The organism is Rhodopirellula sp. UH5, from assembly GCF_056839225.1.
In genome coordinates, this window is record NZ_CM166390.1 from 1,071,133 (window position 1) to 1,093,240 (window position 22,108).

General features: G+C 56.8%; 18 protein-coding genes. All 18 read right to left on the reverse strand.

Annotation, left to right across the window (positions count from 1 at the left end):
• Positions 1 to 23 precede the first annotated feature (23 nt).
• Complete coding sequence (xseA, locus tag UH5x_RS03855) at positions 24 to 1,352, reverse strand: exodeoxyribonuclease VII large subunit (RefSeq protein ID WP_482634767.1); 1,329 nt, start codon at positions 1,350 to 1,352, stop codon at positions 24 to 26.
• The gene (locus UH5x_RS03860; RefSeq protein ID WP_482634768.1) at positions 1,349 to 2,644 is read right to left on the reverse strand and encodes an aminotransferase class V-fold PLP-dependent enzyme; all 1,296 of its coding nucleotides are present in this window, start codon (positions 2,642 to 2,644) and stop codon (positions 1,349 to 1,351) included. The genes xseA and UH5x_RS03860 overlap by 4 nt, the downstream gene beginning before the upstream one ends.
• Entirely contained in the window at positions 2,641 to 3,075 is a 435-nt protein-coding gene (gene sufU, locus UH5x_RS03865) for a Fe-S cluster assembly sulfur transfer protein SufU (protein WP_047814433.1), read from the reverse strand. Before sufU ends, UH5x_RS03860 begins: the two co-directional genes overlap by 4 nt.
• Before the next feature lie 119 nt (positions 3,076 to 3,194).
• Positions 3,195 to 3,923, reverse strand: a complete 729-nt coding sequence (locus UH5x_RS03870; protein ID WP_482636120.1) for a polysaccharide deacetylase family protein — start codon at positions 3,921 to 3,923, stop codon at positions 3,195 to 3,197.
• Positions 3,916 to 5,214, reverse strand: coding sequence for a glycosyltransferase (locus UH5x_RS03875; RefSeq protein ID WP_482636121.1), 1,299 nt, complete (start codon positions 5,212 to 5,214; stop codon positions 3,916 to 3,918). Before UH5x_RS03875 ends, UH5x_RS03870 begins: the two co-directional genes overlap by 8 nt.
• A gap of 154 nt (positions 5,215 to 5,368) precedes the next feature.
• On the reverse strand, positions 5,369 to 7,021 hold the full coding sequence (locus UH5x_RS03880) for a GumC family protein (RefSeq protein WP_482634769.1): 1,653 nt from the start codon (positions 7,019 to 7,021) through the stop codon (positions 5,369 to 5,371).
• Positions 7,022 to 7,668: 647 nt separating this feature from the next.
• On the reverse strand, positions 7,669 to 8,328 hold the full coding sequence (locus tag UH5x_RS03885) for a hypothetical protein (protein ID WP_047814435.1): 660 nt from the start codon (positions 8,326 to 8,328) through the stop codon (positions 7,669 to 7,671).
• Positions 8,325 to 10,271 (reverse strand): cation:proton antiporter, encoded by a 1,947-nt coding sequence (locus tag UH5x_RS03890; RefSeq protein ID WP_047814436.1) that lies wholly within the window; start codon positions 10,269 to 10,271, stop codon positions 8,325 to 8,327. Before UH5x_RS03890 ends, UH5x_RS03885 begins: the two co-directional genes overlap by 4 nt.
• 123 nt (positions 10,272 to 10,394) lie before the next feature.
• Entirely contained in the window at positions 10,395 to 10,799 is a 405-nt protein-coding gene (locus UH5x_RS03895) for a hypothetical protein (RefSeq protein ID WP_047814437.1), read from the reverse strand.
• A gap of 576 nt (positions 10,800 to 11,375) precedes the next feature.
• On the reverse strand, positions 11,376 to 12,890 hold the full coding sequence (locus tag UH5x_RS03900) for a DUF1254 domain-containing protein (protein ID WP_047814439.1): 1,515 nt from the start codon (positions 12,888 to 12,890) through the stop codon (positions 11,376 to 11,378).
• 67 nt (positions 12,891 to 12,957) lie between these two features.
• Complete coding sequence (locus UH5x_RS03905; protein WP_482634770.1) at positions 12,958 to 13,281, reverse strand: hypothetical protein; 324 nt, start codon at positions 13,279 to 13,281, stop codon at positions 12,958 to 12,960.
• 1,313 nt (positions 13,282 to 14,594) lie between these two features.
• Entirely contained in the window at positions 14,595 to 14,939 is a 345-nt protein-coding gene (locus UH5x_RS03910; RefSeq protein WP_482634771.1) for a hypothetical protein, read from the reverse strand.
• A 52-nt stretch (positions 14,940 to 14,991) separates the two neighbouring features.
• The gene (locus UH5x_RS03915; protein WP_482634772.1) at positions 14,992 to 15,225 is read right to left on the reverse strand and encodes a hypothetical protein; all 234 of its coding nucleotides are present in this window, start codon (positions 15,223 to 15,225) and stop codon (positions 14,992 to 14,994) included.
• Positions 15,226 to 15,521: 296 nt separating this feature from the next.
• On the reverse strand, positions 15,522 to 16,130 hold the full coding sequence (locus UH5x_RS03920; RefSeq protein ID WP_482634773.1) for a hypothetical protein: 609 nt from the start codon (positions 16,128 to 16,130) through the stop codon (positions 15,522 to 15,524).
• A 373-nt stretch (positions 16,131 to 16,503) separates the two neighbouring features.
• Complete coding sequence (locus tag UH5x_RS03925; RefSeq protein WP_482634774.1) at positions 16,504 to 16,977, reverse strand: hypothetical protein; 474 nt, start codon at positions 16,975 to 16,977, stop codon at positions 16,504 to 16,506.
• Positions 16,974 to 17,471, reverse strand: a complete 498-nt coding sequence (locus UH5x_RS03930; protein WP_482634775.1) for a hypothetical protein — start codon at positions 17,469 to 17,471, stop codon at positions 16,974 to 16,976. Before UH5x_RS03930 ends, UH5x_RS03925 begins: the two co-directional genes overlap by 4 nt.
• An 86-nt stretch (positions 17,472 to 17,557) precedes the next feature.
• Entirely contained in the window at positions 17,558 to 19,054 is a 1,497-nt protein-coding gene (locus tag UH5x_RS03935) for a N,N-dimethylformamidase beta subunit family domain-containing protein (RefSeq protein ID WP_482634776.1), read from the reverse strand.
• A gap of 26 nt (positions 19,055 to 19,080) precedes the next feature.
• Positions 19,081 to 22,083, reverse strand: a complete 3,003-nt coding sequence (locus tag UH5x_RS03940; RefSeq protein ID WP_482634777.1) for a PVC-type heme-binding CxxCH protein — start codon at positions 22,081 to 22,083, stop codon at positions 19,081 to 19,083.
• Between the last annotated feature and the right edge of the window lie 25 nt (positions 22,084 to 22,108).

Consider the following 22,108-nt stretch of genomic DNA (forward strand, 5'->3'; position numbering starts at 1 on the left):
AGGTGAGTCAAGGGAATCGCGACCTAGGACGCCCCTGTTGGATCGTCGTTCGATTCTTGGGGTGCGACGACGGAGAACACGTCGCCGCCCGTCAGTCGAGTTCGCAATGTTTGGCCTGGCTGAACGTCGCTCGGAGACCGGACGACTTGTCCCGATTCCGTTTGCGTGACGCTGTAACCACGCGAAAGCACGGCCAGGGGTGACAGAGCCGTCTGGGCCGCCGCAACCGTCGCGAGTTTGGAACGAGCCTGTTCCAAGCGACGCCAGATCGCCGACCGTCCACGCTCGTCCCAGTCATCCAAGTCGCGACTGCGGTCGTGGACCAGCTCGAACGGGTTTTGAAACACCGGGCGAGATTCCCAGTTCTCTAAGCGTTGCCGTTCTGACTGGACTCGGCGGAACAGATTGCGGGTCATCATTTCGCCCAGTGCATCCAACGCCGCAATCATGGACTCACGATCAGGAAGCACTCGAGACGCCGCGTCGGTCGGCGTCAACGCACGCACGTCCGCCACCAAATCCGCCAGTGTCACATCGATCTCGTGTCCCACCGCGGACACAGTCGGAATCCTCGACGCTGCAATCGCTCGTACCAGTTTCTCGTCGTTGAAGGACCAAAGATCTTCCAACGAGCCACCGCCTCGCGAAACGATCAACACATCGGGTTGAGGCCGCATCCGGTGGGCCGCTCGCATCCCATCGATCAGCGATTCGACACTGCCCGGACCTTGGACGCTGGCCGGAATCAAGACGATCTCGATCCCGGCGTGACGCTGCGCTGCGGCCTGCAAAAAATCTTGGATCGCAGCCCCCGTGGGGCTGGTCACAATCGCGACCCGCCGAGGAACACGCGGCAACAGTCGCTTTCGTTCCGGTTCGAACAACCCTTCTGCCTGCAGCTTGGCTTGCAGTTGCGCAAAGGCGAGCTGCAGTGCCCCCATGCCTTGCGGTTGGCACTTGCGAACCACCAACTGATAGGAACCCCGAGCGGCGTAGACCTCCACGTCACCCATGCAAAGAACGCTTTGCCCGTCGTCCAGCTCAAACGGCAAACGCTCGGCAACGCTTCGCCACATCACGCCGCGAATTTGCGAGCGATCGTCTTTGAGCGTGAAGTACAGGTGCCCGCTTCGTGGCCGAGCGATGTCGGTGATTTCACCCGCGACCCAAACCGAGGGAAACCCCGACTCAACTGTCGATTTGATTTGACGAGTCAGCTCGCTGATCGAGATCGCATCTTCGCTGGTCGAGCTTTGCCGCCTCTTCTTGGCGACTTTGCGTTTCGGGGGCGTCGCCTTGTTCGGTTTGTCATCGCTGGAATCAAACAGCGAGAACTGGGTGGGGTCGCTCATGTCTCAGATCGACTCTCGCGTGAACGACGACGTCGCCCGGTTTTCGCGAAACGGTCACGCACATCCGAAACGGCTTGCAAGAACACGTCGACTTCATCGATCGTGTTGTAGAAATAGCAACTCGCTCGCGAGGTCGCGGAGACCCCAATCGCATTGTGCAGAGGCATCGTGCAATGGTGCCCTGCGCGAACCGCCACGCCCTGACCATCGAGAAACTGGGACACGTCGTGTGCGTGAACCCCTTCGACCACAAAGCTATTGATCCCGCCTTTGTGCTTGGACGTCGGCCCAATCACACGGACGCCAGCGATCTCACGAAGCCCCGCGTCGGCACGCGAACCAAGCTGACGTTCATGGGCATGAATGTTGTCCATGCCGATCTGGATCAGGTACTTCACTGCCGCTTCCAGACCAATCGCTTCGACAATCGGCGGCGTGCCAGCTTCGAATTTTTCGGGCAAGGAATGGGACGTGAACCCATCCGTCGTGACCGTGTCGATCATCCCGCCACCACCCAAAAACGGAGGCATGGAATCCAACAAACTTTCGCGTCCCCAGAGCACGCCGATTCCGGTCGGTCCACAAACCTTGTGGCCGCTGAAGACGACAAAGTCCGCCCCCCAGTCCTGCACATCCAGCTGCCAGTGCGGGGCGGCTTGCGCTGCGTCAATCAACACGGTCGCACCCACATCATGAGCCAGCTGGGTCCAGTGTTTGACCGGGTACTCGGTGCCGAGCGTGTTGCTGGCGGCACCAAACGCGAACAACTTGGGTTGGTGCGTCTGAATCGCGGAAGCAACCGCCTCATCATCGATCAAAAAGTCGTCGTTGATCGCGATGAACTCCACCCGGCAACCGACACGTTCGGCCAACTGATGCCAAGGAACGATGTTCGCGTGGTGTTCGCTGATCAGCAACAGAATCACGTCGCCTGACGAAAGATTCTGGTCGCCCCAGGATCTCGCCACCGTGTTGATGGCGGCGGTGGTTCCCGCGGTAAAGACGACCTCGCTGGTCGTCGACGCGTTCATGAACGAAGCCACAGTCGCGCGTGCGTTTTCGTAGGCTCCTGTCGACGCTTCGCTCAACGTGTGAATCCCACGATGAACGTTGCTGTAGTATTCCCGATAGCATCGACTCATCGCATCGATGACGGCATTGGGACGCTGCGTGGTGGCCGCGTTGTCGAAATACACCAGCGGTCGACCACTGGCCGATTGAGTGTTCAAAATGGGGAAGTCGTCACGGATTTTCGCGACGTCCAACGGCGAGGTGGATGTGGTCACACTCACTGCTCTTCCCCAAGCGATGGGCCGCCCGGTGCGGAGGAATCACCGTCTTCGTTGACTGGGGAATGCAACGCCGATTGCAGAATCTTCCACGACAACAAGCAGCATTTTTGGCGATTGGGGGTCAGCTTGGGACCGAACAACTCCAGCATTTCTTCCGCCGTGAAAGCCTTCACTTCGTCAACCGTTTTGCCTTCCATCAGCTCAATCAGCATCGACGCGGAGGCCTGGCTGATCACACAGCCCTCGCCTTCAAACCAAGCCTCTGACACCTTCCCGGAATCATCCAGCCGCAATGTGATCACAATTCGATCACCGCACAACGGGTTCTTTCCCTCGTCCATGTGGCTGGCGGAATCCAGCGTCCCGTGGTGGTAAGGATCTTCGTAGTGATCTAGCACGTGCTCTTCGTAAATGTCCTGCTCGTTCGGCATGTTCGAATGGTATGGCGTGTGTGTTCGGTCGGTGGAGTCGCGTCAGGGATTGGCTACGGTGCAACCTCCGTGCAGCGAGTCTGATTTCACCCGTCTCCTATTTAACTCTATGCGAGTTGTCAAAAAAGGGAAGCGGGGCTTTCGGCGGAGCACACCTCTCCATTGCTCGCCGTGACGGCCCAGCCGGACTCAACCGCTTGTGAAAGCATGGCGAACACCTTTTCAAGGTTCTTCCACTGTTCGTTTTCCTCGATTTCCCAACTGTGCCCCCACAGATGGAACACGCCCCCTGTTTGAGCTGCCCGCGCCAGCATCACCTCGGCCAATCCCATCCAATCCGTCTTCCCCGCGATCGTCCAAGCGCAGTGAAGGGGCGTCCAGGAGGCTCGTTTGATCGCGTTTCGAACGTAGACCGAACGCGGGTGCGGGTGAGCCTGCACGGAAGTCGGCATTGATGACAACTCCCAGCCCTTGTCGCCGCGAACGTAGTCGCCGCGAACACGGCGTTTGGGCGGATCGACTCGCAGCAACTCCACCGTTCGATAGCCGATGAAACCATGGCGAGCGATCGCGTTGACGTGTTCCCGTTGGTACTTTCCCAGCGGCGGGCAAAACATCGCACACGATTGCCCGGTCACATCCGCAACCCAAGCCCCGCTGTCATGAATCTGCCGTTCGGCCTCCACGTCCGGCAACGTCGTCAATGCCAAGTGCTCCATCGTGTGAGCGCCGATCTCAAATCGCTGGCTCAACTCACGGATCTTCTCTTCGGGCAAAGTCTCCAGCTGTGAATTGCGAGGGATGTAGAACGTGGCCGCCAAGCCGTAACGATCCAGCAACTCAGCCAAGCGTTGATCCTGAGGATGTCCGTCGTCCCAGCTTGTCGTGACCACGCATCGGTTCGTCATGAGCCTGTTCAGGGTGCGAGATGTTTTCGGAGGAATCGGTTTCGTTTTGCGAGGGCGACGCCTCCGAAACACGAGGCACGTTCGCTGCATTGGTTGGGTGCTGCGAATCAATTCGCAAATCCGGGGCGCCGTTGCGGCTCACTTGGTTTCGTCCGCGTGCGGTCAAAGCGTCGTGATAGATCGCCATCAGTTGATCGTGGTTGATCGCCGCGGTGTACTTGGACTCATACTCCCGGCGAGCCATTTCACGCATCGCGATGGTTTGCTCCGCGTTCTCAACAAAACGATCCACCACCGAGGCCAGTTCCTCCGCGTCACCGCTGCGAAACAAAGCCCCCACGGATGGGTGTACTAGCTCAGCTTGACCGCCTTGGTTCGCGCACACAACCGGTGTTCCGCAGGCATACGCTTCGACCACCACCCGGCCGAACGATTCCGCACAGTGAGACGGCAAAATCAACATCGCCGCGTCAGCCATCGTCCGATAGACCGCCGCCTGGTCCAAACGGCCCAAGTACTCCACGTTTTCCCGCGGTCGATCCACCAAGTGCTTGAGCGGACCGTCCCCGATCACCTTCAGCGGGATGGGCTGGGTCAGCCGGTCCCAAGCATCCAGCAGAACTTTCAATCCTTTTTCTTCACTCAAACGGCCCACGAACAGGGCGTAACCACCATCCCCTTCCCCGAGCGGAAGGTCCGATTCAACGAAGTGAGGCTTGACAGCGATCGGGGGCATTGGATGCCCCGATTCCTCGTAACGGGTTTTGACAAACTGGGTCGGTGCGATCGCGACATCGAGATAACGCTGATACGTCTTTCGTGTCCGATGCAACCAATTTTTCACGGCGACAACGCCCGACGCCAATCGGCTCTCGTGAAAACAGGCATGGCGAATTGCGGGAGCCGCAAACCGTGCGGCGACACACTCGGTGCAAGGTCGCCCGTCCCGAAAACACACCGCCTTGGGACACAAAATCCGCGAATTATGCAGTGTCAGAACGGTCGCAGCCCCGGCCTGATGAGCCGCCTTGATCGCAGCCGGCGAGATCGCTGGGAACGTGTTGTGGAAGTGCACCACGTCGATCTGCTTCTGCTTCACGATCGCCTGGATTTCGCGGGCGATGGCCGAATTCCAAACCGTCATCCGAGCATTTGTGATCGCTCCCGCACCAGACATCGAATCGTTCAGGCGCGTGAACCGTGTGACCTCATGGCCAAACGATTCCAACAATTGCGTTTCAGCATCGAATACAACATCCTCTCCGCCACGAAGGCGGTAATAGCTGTGAACGGCAAGGATTCGCATGGCGATGATGGGCGCCGTGGGTCAGCGAGGAAATGGAGGCAAACGAGTGAGGATTTCGCGATTCAGTGGAAACATTCGTTTAGCGGGGTACCGTCGTCAACCCGCCATTTTCTTCGGTTTCGGCCGCAGGTTCCGATTCAGGAGGTTTGTTGAACCCGCGAACGCTGTCGGTTCCGCGGTAGCGCCCGTGTCCCGCATCGCTTCGGCGGCGAGTGGGCGGTTGCCGATTGGTGTCCATTTCGGCTGAATGAGGCGTCGCCAGCAACCCGCGAATCAGGGCTTGGACAATCCCAAATCCCACCGCCAGCATTGCCGCCAACACCAACAGAATCGAACGTTTCGGTTTGACCTTCTTGAGGCCCAACGAGGGTTCTTGGACGACAGCGATTTCACTGACGGCACCCGACGACAGTTGATCGATCAACCGAGCGTTGTCGCGATTCTCAGCCGTCCGCATGTACTCGGCTTCCGCCAACGCAGTTTCCCAGCCCAGCTCGGCCAATTGCACCTCGTCCCGGTTCAATTGCGTCAGTTCTTCCTTCAGAAACTCCGCTTGCGACTTCAGGTTCTCATGCTTGGATTCCAAACCAGACAGCCGAGTTTCGGTCTGCTGCAGCGACATCACCAGTGCCTGCCGAACCGGATTGGTCGACTCGGTCGTCTGAGGCCGCTCGCCTTGCTCCGATTGTGAGATCTCGGTTGCCGCTTCCAGTTGTTCTCGCAACACCTTGAGCTTGGGATGGTCGTCACTCAACTTCAGTGATTGTTCCTTGTAGCGAACTTCCAACTCATACAACGCCTGACGCATCGAGTCGCCGGTCGCTTTGGGAATCCCACGAATCGTTTGCGTTTGCAACGTTTCCGGCTGCTCGCCGACCTGTTCGATCAATCGAGCTCGCTCCGACACCGCGGATGCCAGTTCATACTCGACGTCCACCAAATTGCTTTCGACCTGGCTGATCAGGGAACGCAACGCCGACTGAGCCGAGCCGATGTCGATGATACCGCGTTCGGTTTTGGCAACTCGAAGCTTTTCTTTTGCCTCCACCGCTCGCTTGTACGACAACTTGGATTGCTCTTCGAAGAACTCCGACGACCCGAGTGAACTGTGGGCCATCGCGTGGTGCTGGCGATAGATCTGAACCAACGCCCTGAGCAAATCACGCGACAAAAAGGGGTCCTCCGACCGGACCTCCAAATCAATCGTGTAGGCATCCTTGGCCACGTACAAATTCATCGATTCCTGAAACGCATTGATCGCCATCTCTTCGGCGAGCTGAGCTTCCACTTCTTCCGCCGACAAATCGCCCATGGGTTTTGCGGCCCCGCTGGGCACCATCGAACTGATCTTCTGCATCGTCTTGGACAGCAAGCTGCGTGGTTCCAAGATCCTTTCAACGCCAACCGTTTGTACCACTTTTTGAGCGATCGCTCGCGACTGCAACATCTCTCGAACACTGTTGACCTGCGACGCCCGACTGTCTTGCAGCGAAACGGTTGGCGAAAGCGTCGCCGTGGGATCCATCGAGACGGCGCCGCGTCCCAATCGAATCAACAATTGACTATAGGAATCAAACTGGGCCGGAATCAAAAAGACACCCAATGCCAACACGGGCAGCAACACGATCGTCCACAACACCGCTGACAATCGGTGGCGAGCAACCGCCCGCCAGAGGTCATTCAGACGCAATGGGCGGAAATGATCGGCGTCGGCAAAGGAACGTTCATTCATGTTGCGAGATGCAGCAAGAGACGGAAGCGATGACAATGAATGGAGCGACTTTGACCGGACTCAGCAGCGCCGCCGTCCAGAACAAACGGATTCCAACCCCAGAATCCGCCCGACTCAGTCTAATCCGATGTCAGCCGAACGAGAGGGGCAAGCTTGTCGGACACGCGTTTTTGCGACATCAAAACGCCTCCAGGCATCATTCGCCGCCCCTCCGCCATGGTCAATCGCCCCGCCAAGCCGAGAATCGATCCCAAACGACCTCTCAAAGCTCGGAAATTCGATCGGCGCATAAAAAAACCGACAGGCTGGATCCATCGATCCGACCTGCCGGTCCAATTCAGTAACAGCCACTCGGCGGCAAGAGTGAAGCCGCTGGGAGAAACGCGTGGATCTCGACGTGCTACTGCACAAGTCTTTGTTGATCCAGGCGTGCCCGAAAAATGAACCCTCTGCCGGTGTTATGTGACTGCACCTAACAGACCTCAAAAGATCTGCTGCTTGCATTTTAGGCGTCGTAGCCGATGCAGCAAGGTTGATCGGCCAATTACTTGCCGGATCTGATCCAATTCTGCCAATTTGTGCGATTCACGCCAAACTGTCCCACCCGATTTCTGTCCGGTTTCGTCGCGAGAAAACCACGTGTCAGCTCAACGGATCAGCCAATCGCGGAAGCCTTCGACAAATTGGTCGCCGCGTCCCATCACGCTTCGAACCAGCAGGACCAGCATTGCGATCGCCACCAACAACGCTCCCCAGCCACGCCTCGGGGATGGCGGTGCGATTCCGCGAACCTGAACTCGCAACTGTCCAAGCAAATGATTCCAAAACGACAGCGGCAACATTGGCTCAAATGCCAACACGCTGACGCAGTCCAGCCCTTGGTGACCTTCAATTCTCAGGTGGGCACCAAATTGTGGCAAATGAACCTGCGCCTTCCGTTCATCTCCTGTCGCCGCCGAATCGATCGCTTGAGCCGCTCGCATCAATGCGGGATACAGTTCCTCCGCCGTTCGTCCATAAACCACCAATCGAGGTTCCCGAGTCAGGACGATCAGCCCGCACACCAGCACGTACAGCAACAACAACGGCAACCACACGTACGGGCCCAGAAAAATGGCGGACGCCCCGGGGAAGAACAACTGCATCGGGCCAATGGCGATCATTCCTGCGACAGCAAACAGAACAGCGGCCATGTCTCGCCCGCCCGTCGTCACCAACACCCGGCCGCTCACGCGAATCAACGACAAGAGCAACAGGTACCCGATCAAAGGCAAGAAGGCGACGGTCAGGACAAACGGGTCGATCACGACGTGGGCTCCTCGTTGCCGGCTTCCTTGGCACGCTCGCGACTGGTGTCCGCATCCGCGGCGCCGTCGTTGCTCGCGTCGCTCCGCTTCTTCGACGCCTTGACCGCGTGCTTCTCAGGTACCGGTGTGCTGCTGACCAACGCCAAGATCGTTTGCCCCGCCACCGGAACAAGCGGCGCATCGACGGTGTTGATGTTCAATCCGCCTTCCGCCGTGATCGCACACAACACGGTTGTCACTTCACCATACGTCTCTTGAAAATCGGCAAAGGAGTACGACTCCGTCAGCTTTGTGGTCTTCAATGACGCTCCCGCCGCGTGCATTTCCGACAACCGTGTGAAGGTCAGCCCTTCGCCAAACAATTCCCGTCCCATCAAGTTCTTGGTCAACCCGCGACGTCCCGCCGCATTCTTCGTCTTGAATGTCAATTGATACAACCGCGACGACTCAAACATCGCGCGACATTCCCGCAGCGCCAATGAGTTGACTTCGTCGTTGGGCGTCATCGCCAACAACCGACCGATCCCCGAGAGATCCAAATCTTCGCGGGCGTGCTCGTTCAGAATGTTGGCGCACTCGCCGCGAAGCCCGGCGATTCGAGCCTGACTGATTTTGTTGTAGTTCGTGTCGACGAGCAGCACCGGAATCCCTGCAGCGTTCAATTCGGTCGCGAAGTCTCGTACCCAAGCGTCCGCCCCCGCAATCAAAACACCACGACTGGTTTCCTCTGCCAACTTCAACAACCGAGCCAGCGGGGAAGCCGCAATTCCGTAAACCGCAACCGTTCCAATGATCACCAAGAACGTCACCGTCGCCAATTGTTCCGAACCCGGGATGTTCAAATCCGTGCGGCTTTCCATCGATAACGCAAACACACTGCTCACCGCCGCCGCAACAATCCCGCGAGGTGCCAACCCGGCGATGAACGTCTGCTCGCGATAGTTCAGCGGGCTTCGCAACAGAGACAAGTAAACGGACAGCGGACGCACGATGAAGATCAACGCGAGAATCAAACCAATCCCCGGCATCCCAATCGTGGCCAAGTCGGTCAAGTTGACACGCGACCCCAGCACGATGAACAGACAGCCAATCAGCAGTGTTCGCAGGTTCTCTTTCAACTCGATGATGTGTTCAACATCAAAGTGCTTTTGGTTGGTCAACCAAATTCCCAACACCGTCACCGCGATCAAACCGGATTCGTGTGCCATCATGTTGCTCAGCGCGAACAACAACAACGCCAGCGACAATGCGGCGACACCGTGCAAATGATCCGGCACCCAGTAACGACGCAGCGCCTGAGTCAGCAACGCTCCGCCGGCAACTCCCAGGCCCACACCGATCGCGGAGGTCAGCACCAGCGATTGCAACGCCCCAGACCAATGAGGCGCAGATTGCGCCAGCACCACCTCTTCGAACACCAGCACAGCCAACACAGCGCCGATGGGATCGATGACAATCCCTTCCCACTTCAAAGTCGATGCCACCCTGCGGCTCGGTTTGACTTGCCTCAGCAACGGACCGATCACCGTCGGCCCTGTCACCACCAGGATCGCCCCCAGCAAAAAGCTCAGGTGCCAGTCAAATCCTAGGATCCAGTGGATCGCCAACGTGTTGCCGATGAAGGCCAAGGCAGCCCCCACCGTGCACAGCCTCAACGAAGATGAACCTGACTCTCGAAGCTCACTCAGCTTCAGCGTCAGCCCGCCTTCGAACATGATGACGGCGACCGACAACGACACCAGCGGGAACAAAAGATTGGGCCCGGCTGTCTCATCGCCGCCCGTCAGATTGGCCAGCAACGCGTCAGGCTGGACAACAAAGTGCCCCAAACAAATTCCAAACAGAAGCAACAACAGAATGCTGGGCAGCTTCGTGCGCCACGCCAACCATTGAGCCGTCACCCCGAGCGTGGGCACGAGGGCCAGGTAGAGCAAAAAATCCATGTGGCGGATGCGTCGGCAGAGTAGAAAGAGATCAGAAACCGCTCACAGGATATCTGCCGACACGACCGCCGCACAGCACCAACGACCTCTGAGCAGCACTTCGAGATCAAACTTTCCGCAATCTCAGTAGGTCGGAACCGTCACAATTGGCTGGTCCTGGAACAATTTAATCGAAGGCAAGGTGATCCCACGTTTCTTGGCTTCGTACATCAACGCTCGCTCAAAGAACGGGAACGGATAATGCGAATCACGCCGAATGGCGTAGCGTTCAATTGCCACCACCAAACGCAGATCCAACTTCCGCTCATTCACCCGCTTGGTGATCTCCAGCAAGTAATCCTGTTGTGGCTGGGTTGTGGCGTGCAGCCGGTTGACCAGACGCTCGTACAACTTGGCGGTGGAATCCCCCTGCGTCCCCATTTGACTGCGGGTGGTGATCTGAGCTTGCGCCGAAGGCGCGTCCGCCAACCCCAATCCCAGGCAAACGAACAACGAAGCGATGAACAGACGGTGATGTCGAGCCAACATGATGCGACCAAATTTCGCGGGAACACGTGCGAGAATCCTCGACCTGCATCGCTAGCAAAAACGCATTGCGGGAATCAAGCCTGATCTTTTTCATCTTGAAAACGCGCTCGTTCTCGCGCCAATGCAGTTTTCGACGCCGATCCCATCCACGTTTTCAGGGTCGGACGTCCCCACAGATGGAACCAAAGCGTGCCACACACCAGAAACACCAGCACATGACCCCCAAACACAAGCGGCTTGTTGGTCGGGACGGCTTCGAAGAACATCATTGAAGCGAAACAGACAACCGCCGTCGCGGTGGACATCGAACTTGCTTGCCACGAATTCTTTAACCCCAGTCGTCTCCCACATGTTTCACACTTGCACCCGGGAAACCCCAGCCGCAATCGACTGACCGCTTGGCCACACACCGGGCAAACCGCAGCGGCCGACTTTGTCGGTTCTGCTGGTTCCGTTGCCGGTGAACGATACGGATTGATAGCAGGCTTCAAGAAATCTCCACCTTCTGGACACGACGCCCCTCACCGATTTGATAAGCGAGCGTTTCACGCCAATCGACACCGTCTCTGTCCGGAGTCACTCCACCAATTCCGGATCGTTGGGCTTCCATGTCTTGTCGTAGAAAGACTCAAGCGGCCCGTACAATCGAAAGATCGTGTTCCAACTCTTTCCTGGAACCGTCTGAATCCAATTGCCTTCTTTCCCTTCCGGTGGCTGGGGCGAGAAATAGACGTCGTAGGATCCGTCCGCGTTGGCCTTCAACCCCTCCGAATTGTTGTCGATCCCTGCAAATTGCTGGTCGGTTTGGAGCTCTGAACGCGTCTGGCAGTCGTAAACGGTGAACGACCAGAAATCTTTCGCCGGCACATTGGGCGGCAGGTGAATTTTGTAGGTCTTGTTCCCATCGAGCGCCTCGCCCTCTTTGTCGAGGTACCCAATCAAATACTGCGACCCCACGCCGACATTCTTGATCGCCATCGCCGGCGTGATCCCAGTCGCATAGAAATGCATGTAGGCACGCGAATCCAACAACGTCATCCCGTTCATCAGAAAGTCGTAATGCCCGTCAATGAAGGGATTCGTCCAGACTCTTTCCCCGGGATAGACATAAAAGCGTTCCTCCTCGGGGCGTGCTGCCAATGCACGTGCGGTCACGGCCCCAACCATCGCGGCCTCAGTCAGAATCTTCTTCATCCGATCGTCCGGCGCGAACTCCTTGCCCTTCTCAATGCCGATCGCAGCCAGCATGCCGCGAATTTCCGGTGACAAACCACCCACGTCCAGCGGCTCGTCCTGGATGGTTGTATTCAACTCCTCCCAGTACCCGTAGTCCATCCGGTGGATGGTGCAGTTCTCTTTGCCAGACAGATTCACGAACTGGATCGCTGGCGGGTTGTCTTTCTGAGACAACGGGTACACCTTGAGAAACTTCTTGGTTGCTGCAATCGCGGGCTCCGTCGAACCATCCACTTGAAACCCTCGCCAAACCATCCAGTTCCCATAGGTCTTGGTGTGGTAGACGTAGTATCCCTCCTCGGGCAAATCGCCTTTGTATCCCGGAGGAACCAGCAGAAACTTGCCGCCTTTGCCGCGATCGGGACCGGCGTTGCCAAAGTCGGCCACGTAACGGAACCAAGCGTCATCGATGATGCCGAGCACCTTGGGAGGAGTTTCCAGGACCATTGGCTCATCACCAAGTTCCAACCACATCGTCTGGTAGATCGAAACGGTGTTCGGGGTCAACCAAAGTGCCTTCGAATCCAACAGTTGTTCAAACAACAACGCTGTCGTGTTGGGGGGCCCAAACTCACGAATCCCCTTTTCCATCGCTCCCATCGACGAGACCTGAATGGTCGAAAGGAAGGCCTGCGTGGCACGCTGAAAAGCAAGTTGATCGTAAACCAATGCCGTTGTCTTTTTGTCCGGCACACCATCAAACGATGTCAACGTGCCAATCCGAGTCTCCAGCTTGTCTGGAGTGGCGATCCCAGGTGGAATGGGCGTGGTCATTTTCATCTTCGGCGGATCAGCCGAAGCGAGCCCGGCAACGACGACGGCGGCGAACACCGGGAACACAAGACGCAATGACATGGGACGTCACACTGATTGGAAGGAGGAGATGGAGGCTGCATTGTATCGCTGCCAACTCGCTCTGCCATCAACCGCATCGTGTTTCTTCTCGAAAACTTGATGATGCAACGCCAGCGTTGTGTATGTAGTTTTGCCAAGCACGAACCACGAGTATCAAAGCACCCAAAAGCAGAAGCAGGCCAACGGACAGTGTTGCTGCGATGAATGTCTCGTTGGAAACCGCGCCCCCATTGATCTCGACATCGTAAATCCCTGTCGTGGTCGAAAAGATCCCGAGCTCATGGACCAGCATGACAAGTCCTAGAGCGATCGGAGGGAAAGCGAAGAAGGCGAGCAACACCGAGCAAACAATGCTACCAAGAACCGATCGCAACTTCGTCGCATCGGCCACTGAGGTGTCGTTCGTTTGATAGGGGTTGGGCATGAAAGTGTCAAAGGACTGAGCGGAGGTTAAGTCGCTTAGGCTTCCAGTTTGCGATTGCGAGGAACACAAGCCGAAAGCCTGCGAAGCAGGTGCCAGGAACGATCGGGCGAACCATTTGGCCGTTGAGGTGCTAGCCCCGGTTGTACGTCGAAACAACAACGCTTGCCAATCCATCTCAATCGCCAAGAGACTCCAGCCGAACCGCTTAGCAGCCTGTTGGTTGAGTCCGCCAGAACGCGATCGTCGAGGGCCGGAATGCGAGCGTCCAGTAAATATTCGCGGGAGGGACGTGCGCGGCGGTTCCTGTGCTCGGCCCCCTTGCTCGCGTAAGCTTGAACGACGTCGCTCGACCTCCGCCTGAAACTTCGTTTTAGGGGAGGTGATGAGCGAAGTCAGAGTAGAACAGTTGTCCCCAACTGTTCCGTCGGGCAGCCCTCAATCGCGAAGCCTTGTTGCAACCCAGCCCATTCAATCAGCTCACGACGGATTCTGACAAGAAATTCCGTTGCCATGATCACTCCGCTCGCTTTCCAAGCAGGTAGGCAAGTGTCATCGGGTATGTGAGCCATTCGGCGATAGCCACGGTTCCTCACGACGGATTCTGACAAGAAATTCCGTTGCCGTGATCACTCCGCTCGCTTTCCAAGCAGGTAGGCAGGTGTCATCGGGTATGTGAGCCGATTGGCGTTAGCCACGGTTTTCACGCACAACCGGGGCCAACGCTGGACTGCTGAATATTTGGCGTTGTGACGCACTGTGGTTGCGCAAGTTTTCATCCCGGTAGGGATTTCAGATGGTAGCCGTCGGTAAGCGATCGCGCCACCGACGGACAGGTAAAGCCCACGTCGCCACTCTCCATCCCGCCGTGGCCCCTGGCCACGGCGGGACGGTGAGTGCTTTGAGGGACGCTCGTTTTCCGGGGGTACGCTGCTACGCAGCAACCCCCGGCTACCATCTGACATCCCTACCGGGATCAAGAAAGACAGCAAGCCGGAAGAAAAGCTGCATCCACTATCAGAGCTTCAACACCAAACATTTGGCAAGCAACGATTTGATCCACCGCCGCGTTTGGCCTGAAGGGTCCCGTCGTTCACAACCTCATCCTTCTCACCGGGCATGAGCCTCAGCTTTGGCGATCGAACATGAATGAAGGGATTGGTCGACATACGGGAACTCGGAGGATCACTCTTCGAAAGCGGCTGCAACAGGGGCTCCCTCGTCACTCCGAGAGAACGCTGACGCACCTCACCGTTGGGCTGTCTCTGGCAAATCATAGCCAATCACAGTGCAATCAGAACCAAAAGGCATCCCAACACGATGAACGGAATGCCGAAGACGATTCTCGCGGCGCTCGGTTCGCTTCGATAAGCAAAACGGGCAGCCACGAAGAACGATATGCCAAAGGCGAAACACAATGTTGGCAAAACAACGGCTGAGAACAGTGCGGACGATCCCCGTTGAAGACCCGCTATCAAAGGCAAGAACGCGAACAAACCAATTCCGGATGCGGTGACTCCAAGCACCAACGCAGTGTCACCAAGCAGACTTTTCCCAATGCCACTGACAGCACGAGTTTGTTCTTCGCAAACAAAGGTGGTTTGATACGGGTTCGAAGGTTCACGCATGGGGCTCAATCCAAGTGGCATCCACTGACCGGCGGTTGTCCCTTATCGTCGTTCACTGGCGTGACGATTCTAACACGGAATCAATCGCAGCTTGGAATTCCTTGGGATTCCCGCCGACGTAGGTGAAATCGTCCCAAGTGAAAACAAGCGTGTCGTCATCGATGATTCGAACGAACACCGTCGTGGGGTTCATTCCCGCTTGGTAATGAAGTTCGTACGAGTCCCCGAGAACGGGTTTGTTGCTGTTGCGCCGGATCGGTCGAAGTGCGGCGATGAGACGCGACATCACTTCTCCACTCACCTCAATAGACTCCGGATCCAAATCGTCGGGCAAGTGCACAGTTGCGAAATGCATTGCGGATCCAGAACGCAGATCAAGCATCTCGTTCGTCATTGGCTTTGGCGGTCCGCTTGGTCCGCACCCGCCTAGAAGAACCAAGCAGGCAAACGTCGCAACGGTCCCTTGAATCGGAATCAACGAAACGAACCAACGGCGGGACATCCCAACCAGGCAACCGTTTTCAACCACGCTGTGCATCATCGACCTCTGTGTAGAATTTTCTAAGCGGGAAAGCCGTTCGCCTAGATGGGCCAGCCACATTCGGTGCATCGCTCGTCTTCGTCCACTTGGACCTCTTTTGCACACAGAGCGCAATGCAGCGTCGGCCCCTTCCAAACACGTTGGTTCAGCTCACCGGTCCCGCCAACACCGACCAATGTCGCTTCGTCGTCCGTTGGCCGGAATGTCCGAAACAATGACTTCCGATACACAAGCAACATGCATCCGCCGAGAAGAACCACCACTCCAAGCAATCCGCCCCATGTTCGAAAGGCCCATTCGATCAGACTCGCGAATCGCATGACGAATCCAAACGACAACGCGCCCCCGGCTAACCACTTGAGCGCAGGCCTGACCTCCATCTTCAGACTCTTTTTCACCGCGACGATGAATCCGTAGGCGATGCCAACGTACAACACAATTGCAACGACGTCGAAAAGCGCAAGGGACGCCGGAACGAAGAATGCAAATCGCATCACTCGGAGAATCGTCGCCAAGACCAACAACGCTGCGAGCAGAAATCCCCCGGCGGATGCCACCGCCAGTGCATAACACACCACGCGATTCAAGATGGGGACGCAAGACGTGTCATCGATCTCGAGAGTGCTGGGACGGTAGGGGTTATCTTCCATGCTTATTCTTGACGTTCTCGAAACGACGATTCAGCTTCCCTCGGATGAACTCTAATCCTAAGCAGGTACGCAGGTGTCATGGGGTATGTGAGCCGTTGGCGTTAGCCACGGTTTTCACGCACAACCGGGGCTAACGCCCAAACGGCTCACATGATTGTGCTTGATCATTCCTGCCGACCTGCTTAACCCACTTCACACGCCCGCAAATCACTTGAGAAACAACCAAGCAACGCACGACCAATTGCTGGCGAAGTGGATGAGGCCATGAACCCTCATGCACGGGACTCGTCGCCTCGTCCACTACGAAACCCGCCACCGATCCACCGTGCATGGCCAAGTTTCGCTCGACCGGGACCGCGGTCCAACAATCGGTTCACGACATTTGTTTGAAAGGAACCCGTTTCCACCACCGGTAGATTCCCAGGCATGCATGCGGGAACCCACACCCGAATAGCAGCAACGGTGCCAAAAAAACAGCGGCGATAAAACCGGAAGTCAAGTGGGAAGGCCCGAATTGCAGCGAAGGGAAATCGAAAGCAAACAGCGCACAAACGGCACCTGCGATCAAACGTGTCCAGCCTGGCCGGCGATGCAGCGGTGCGGATGACAAACCAACCAGAAACAACCCAAGGACGGCAACAATCGACCAATCGTTTGCAATGCCAGCGAGAAACTCGCGAAGATTGCCTGTTTGTCGCCATTCAGCGTCGTGACCGGCGTAAAGGTCAACGGCGATGAACAACAGGCCAGCTCCTGCAACAACCAATGTTGCGTCCCAGGCAATCCACCATCCATGACGGCCAGAGTCAAACGCAACCTCATTCGGTGTTTGGTAAGGATTGATCAAACCTGCCTGCTGGATCCATCGTCAGAGCTTTCCGGCTCCAGAAATCGCAACGCCGGTTTCGCCAGTCGACTCTCTGGGTAAAGCTCAAGGCACTGGCGATACAGTTCCCTCGCTTTTTGTTTGTCTCCCGCTAAGGCCAGATTCGTTGCCCAATTGGCCAACATCATTTCACGGTAGTCCATCCCAGAATAGTCGAGCATGGTGAACGCTCGATTCCGATCATACCAACGATGTTCGGCAAAGAACCGATAGCCCTCTTCAAACACCTTCGCCGCATCGGCATATCGCTCTTCAGCCATGAGCTTCAGCGCAGCACGTTGGATCCGACGATTCCTTCGTGGAGCGAACCTCAGAATCAGATAGACCAGCAACCCTGCCGCGAAACCGGGCAGTCCAGCCAAGTAGGCTCCCAGTCCCTGCAAGAAAACAAGAAACGACAACACGATCGCCATCCGCCACCAGGATATCGAGTGAGCAACAAGTGGTTTTGACACGATGCAATGCGACTGAAAAAGGATTGGAATGGACTGCTGAAGTCAAATGTCTGTGCAATTCGGAATCGAAAGCGATGCGTCCAATCCTAACCAGACTTCGCTGACAAACGGTCCAGGATGTTTCGAGTCGCCTGTTCAATCACAGGGGAATTCCCTCTCAATCCGTGTGCCCAATCTGTCGAACCTGCCGTGAAGACCGTTCCCCCCTGTTCATAGACGCCCATCACGGACGCACCGATTCGATCGGCCGGAAAACGATCGTACCAGTAGGAATCACCGGGGTGCCAACGCGCTGGACAGGTCCCCAGTATCGTGAAGGAATCGGGAGTCCCATCGCGTCCGGTAGGAAACGGCAAACCGTCTCGCCATTCCATCTCACACCCGTCGCACTCATAACCAACGACCGTGTCGGCGCCACCGATCTGGTCGCCTCGCTTGACATCAATGCCTTCGAACACCCAGTGTTCCGGTCGATGCACGTCGTAGGCTCCTGATCCGTCCATGAATTGGCCGTGGCTGAGATGGTAACCACCCCACATGAACCCAACGCCCGTCAATTGATTCTCAGGACGATCGACGAGATGATGCCCCCAAGCCGTGCTCAGTCGCTGATGGTCCGTTGTGCGAAATTCCGGATCCATGTTGTAGAACTGCTTGTAGCAAGTTAGCGCTCGTCCATCGTCTTCGCTGCGAACTTGCCAACAACAGGTGTTGCCACTGAAGAACGCGACGTTTCCACCTTCGGCGATAAACGCTTCCAAGTGGTCTCGCATCGGAGCCGACCAATACTCGTCATGGCCAACGCTCAACACCAACCGATACTCGGCCAACATCTCCGGATGAAATTCCAAGTCACTGTTGACCGCGTATTCCAGTTCGTACCCTGACCTTTCCGCCCACTGAATGAACGGCAATTCCCATTTCGCGAATTGCGATTGGATCGGCCGATCAAAGGAAACGCGGTTGCCTTGGACGCCATCCCGATCGTGGTAGCCATACAGGCTGTGTCCGCCCCAGTTCGTGTACGCGTTGTACGTGTTGGTCGCCAACTGAATCAGAATCGGCGACGTCGCACCCGGTGTTTTGGATCGAACGACAAAGAAAAGCCTGCCAACCGCAGTCCGCTGGTTGCGACCGACGAACGCACCACCTTGATCGCGAGTCGTCAGCGTCACTTCGTAGTAACCTGACTTCCATTCATCGGGGACCGTCAACCGAAGCACCGCTGGCCACTCGCACCCATGCGACGAAGCCCGATCAGGAATCCGCTGTGCCGACACTGCAATCCCATCTTGTTGATGAACACGCTGGCGTTCCGCCCCCAACCGGTCAATTTGCATCGACACGCTGCCGGTACCGGACAAATGAAACGCGATCTCGTCTCCCGCGACATAGCTGAGCTGATCGGTGTAGCCTTCGATGAACAATCCTTCGGGCAGCTTTTGGTCCGCCATCAACTGTTTGGTATTGGACGAACCAAGGACGCTGAGACCAATCACGAAGAACCAAGTCGCAAACCATGGAAAGGAGCGCGTCGCAAAAGGAATGGTGACGCGGTGCTTGGCGATGATTTTTGGTTGCATTGCAGAGCTGTGAATCGAGAGAGCGTTCAGTTGGACGAAGACTGGCCCTGAATATACAACAGCAAGTCAGCCATCTGTTGCGTCCCGATCTCCTTCTCCAGTCCAACGGGCATCATCGAAACCGAACTGCCTTGCAAGCGTTCAATTTCATTTCGCAACAACGAATGCGTTTTGCCGTCCGCGGTGATCAGTTTCAAGCTGGTCGCGGTTTCTTCAGCCAGCAACCCAGCGTAGGCACGGCCATCGTCCAGCAAGACTTGGTACTGTTGGTACTTCGCTTCGACGGCCAAACTCGGATCGATGATCGCGGTCAGCAGCGCATCAGCCGAACGATTGGTGAGCGTGGTCAAATCAGGACCGATTGCCGCCCCTTTCCCCTCCAACACGTGGCAGGCCGCACAATTCGCCGTGAACACCACGCGTCCACGATCCGCATCCGCCTTCCCTTGCGTCAGCCATTCCATCGCGGGTCGATAGGCTTCGATCACTTGGGCACGATCCGGATCGATCGCTCCCAACAATTCAACCGCTCGATCTCGAATCTTCGTGTATCGATGCTCTGTCAGTTGGCGACGCAACGCACCACTGAATGAATTCGCTGAGATCGTCCCCCGTTCGATCATGTCGAGCAGATCCATCGTCCAGGCCGGGCGAGTGATCAAATTGGAAAGGATCTGCTGACGCAGCGCCGGTCCATGAGAACGCCATCCCGCGGCCAAGATCTCAGGCACACCGTCCGCGTTCGTTTCAGCCAACCTCGTTGCGGCGGCCTGTTGAATTTGAATCGGCGAATGCGGTGACAGAAAGCTCGCCAACAACTGGATCTCATCCGCTCGTTGAGCCTCACGCTTGCCGAGCAACTTCATCCCAATCAAGCGTTCGGCTGTCGAAGACCCAGAACCCTGCACCGATTCACGAACCGATCGATGCAAACGATCCAGCCTTTCGAGTGACACCGGATCAAGGGACCGGTCCAGATCACTCGCTGTGTTGCCCAGGGATTCGTACCAAGCCACCAAGACTCGCCAATCCAGAGCGAAATCAGCCGATTCGCTCCCCGATTCCAACTCGAGAAGCATCCTCGAAGCGGCACTCGGAACATCCAACTTGATCGCGAGCCCAGCCAGAGTCCCCCACCACGTGGGATCTCGTTGTCCGCTTTCCATCCATGTCACGAGCACTCGCTCGACGTTGCCAGCATGAATGCTGCTCAGGATCGCGGCTCGGATGTACACGTCCGCCCCGGATTTCAACGCAACGGCCGCCAAACAATCCGCCGCCCAGTCCTCATCGAAAGATCCCAGGGTGTAGGCGAGTTGCAACTGAATCATCGGATCATCGTCCGACACCAATCGCTCAATCGGCTCCTGCCAATCGGACGCATCCCAACTGATCACCGAATCGCGTGCTTCCGACTCGATCTCTTGAGCCACCAATTGCTCGCCAAGAATTCGAATCGCATGCCTTCGTATACCGGGGTGCGAGTCCCGCAACGCGATTATCAAATCCGCTTGCGACACTTCCTGCACCCCGGCCAAGCTCGCTAGTGCATGCAATCGAGCCAGCGTGTTCTCACTTCCCGAGAGCAGTTTCCGAAGCTGACTTTTCGCTGCCGCCTGCTCGTCCGCTGGAATCTCCTGCCACTGCCAAAGCAACATTCGCTGAACCAAGTCCCGCTGCCAACCGCTCGGCGAATCCAACAAACCAACGAGTTCCGTCACGGACAGTTGATCGAATCGTTGGAACGCACGTCGTGGGCTCTGCCGAGGTGACACTCGGTAGATCCGCCCCAATTCCGCCCCCGCCCGCAGATCCAGTTGGGCCTCCAAGTCATCCGCAATCCATTCTGGATGTTCGATCACTTCGCGGACCATATCAGCCACATACAGGGCGCCGTCCGGTCCCGTATGCAAGCCAGCCGGCCGGGACCAGGGGTCCGCGGATCGCAGAAATTCATGACCCTCGCCATGCATCTTGATGCTATCGAAGGTGACTCCGTTGGGCACCAATTTTCTCGCATGGACGATGTTGTAGACCGGTTCGCTCGTGAACGTCGCTCCCTCGTATTCCGGACCAAACAGCGTGTCGCGATAAACGATGGTTCCGCACGCCGCCGTGAAGATGGGCGTCGCACCAATCGGTCGGTGAATCGGATCGCAGTGACTGATGATCGGACCGATCGGAAACACCTCGTTGTCGCCGACCCGGATGTCACGCCGAACGGATGGAGGCACGACATGAGGATTGCGACTCAGATAGCCTTCCTGCAGAACGTAGTGAAAGATCGGATTGGGATTGTTGCAGCCAAACCAATTTCCCCAGTCGTCGCGGTTCCGGCCGAACTGCGTTTGCCCCGACTGCGTTTCAATCTCGCCTGTATCCGGACGAATTCGCAAATCACGCCCGCTGATGTTGACTGACTTGCCGGTCCGATGGGACACGACCGTGCCGCCACTGTCACCGTTGGCAAGGTAGACCCAATTGTCCAGTCCCCAACGAAGTCCGTTGACACGATGTTGCTGGTTCCCCTCGGTGAAACCGGAATACAGTTTCTCAATGTGATCGGCGACCCCATCGCCCGTCGTGTCTTTTAGATACAGCACATCGGGGCACGCGGTCACCAAGACTCCTTCTCGCCAAACCAACACGCCGCTCGGTGTACTGAGCTGGTCGGCAAACAGAGTCGAGTGATCATAAGTCCCGTCCCCGTCACGATCCTCCAAGACGCGCACGCGTCCTCCCGGTTCACCGCGACCATCAACGCCAGTCGGGTAGTCCGCCATCTCAACGACCCACAACCGGCCATCCGCTCCCCAATCGAAGTCAACCGGATCCATCACCAGAGGTTCAGCCGCGACCAATTCAATCGTAAACGGATCGGCCACCTCAATCTTTGAAAATGATTCTTCCCTTGTCAGAGTCTGCCCAGGCGTCGGGTCCAAAACATGTTGCATCTCCTGGCCGTTCGCCGAATGCAAACCAATGCCACCGAAAACGACCACCAGAAAGGACATGAAACGAAAACGCATGAGATCTCTCAATAGCGGCCCGAAC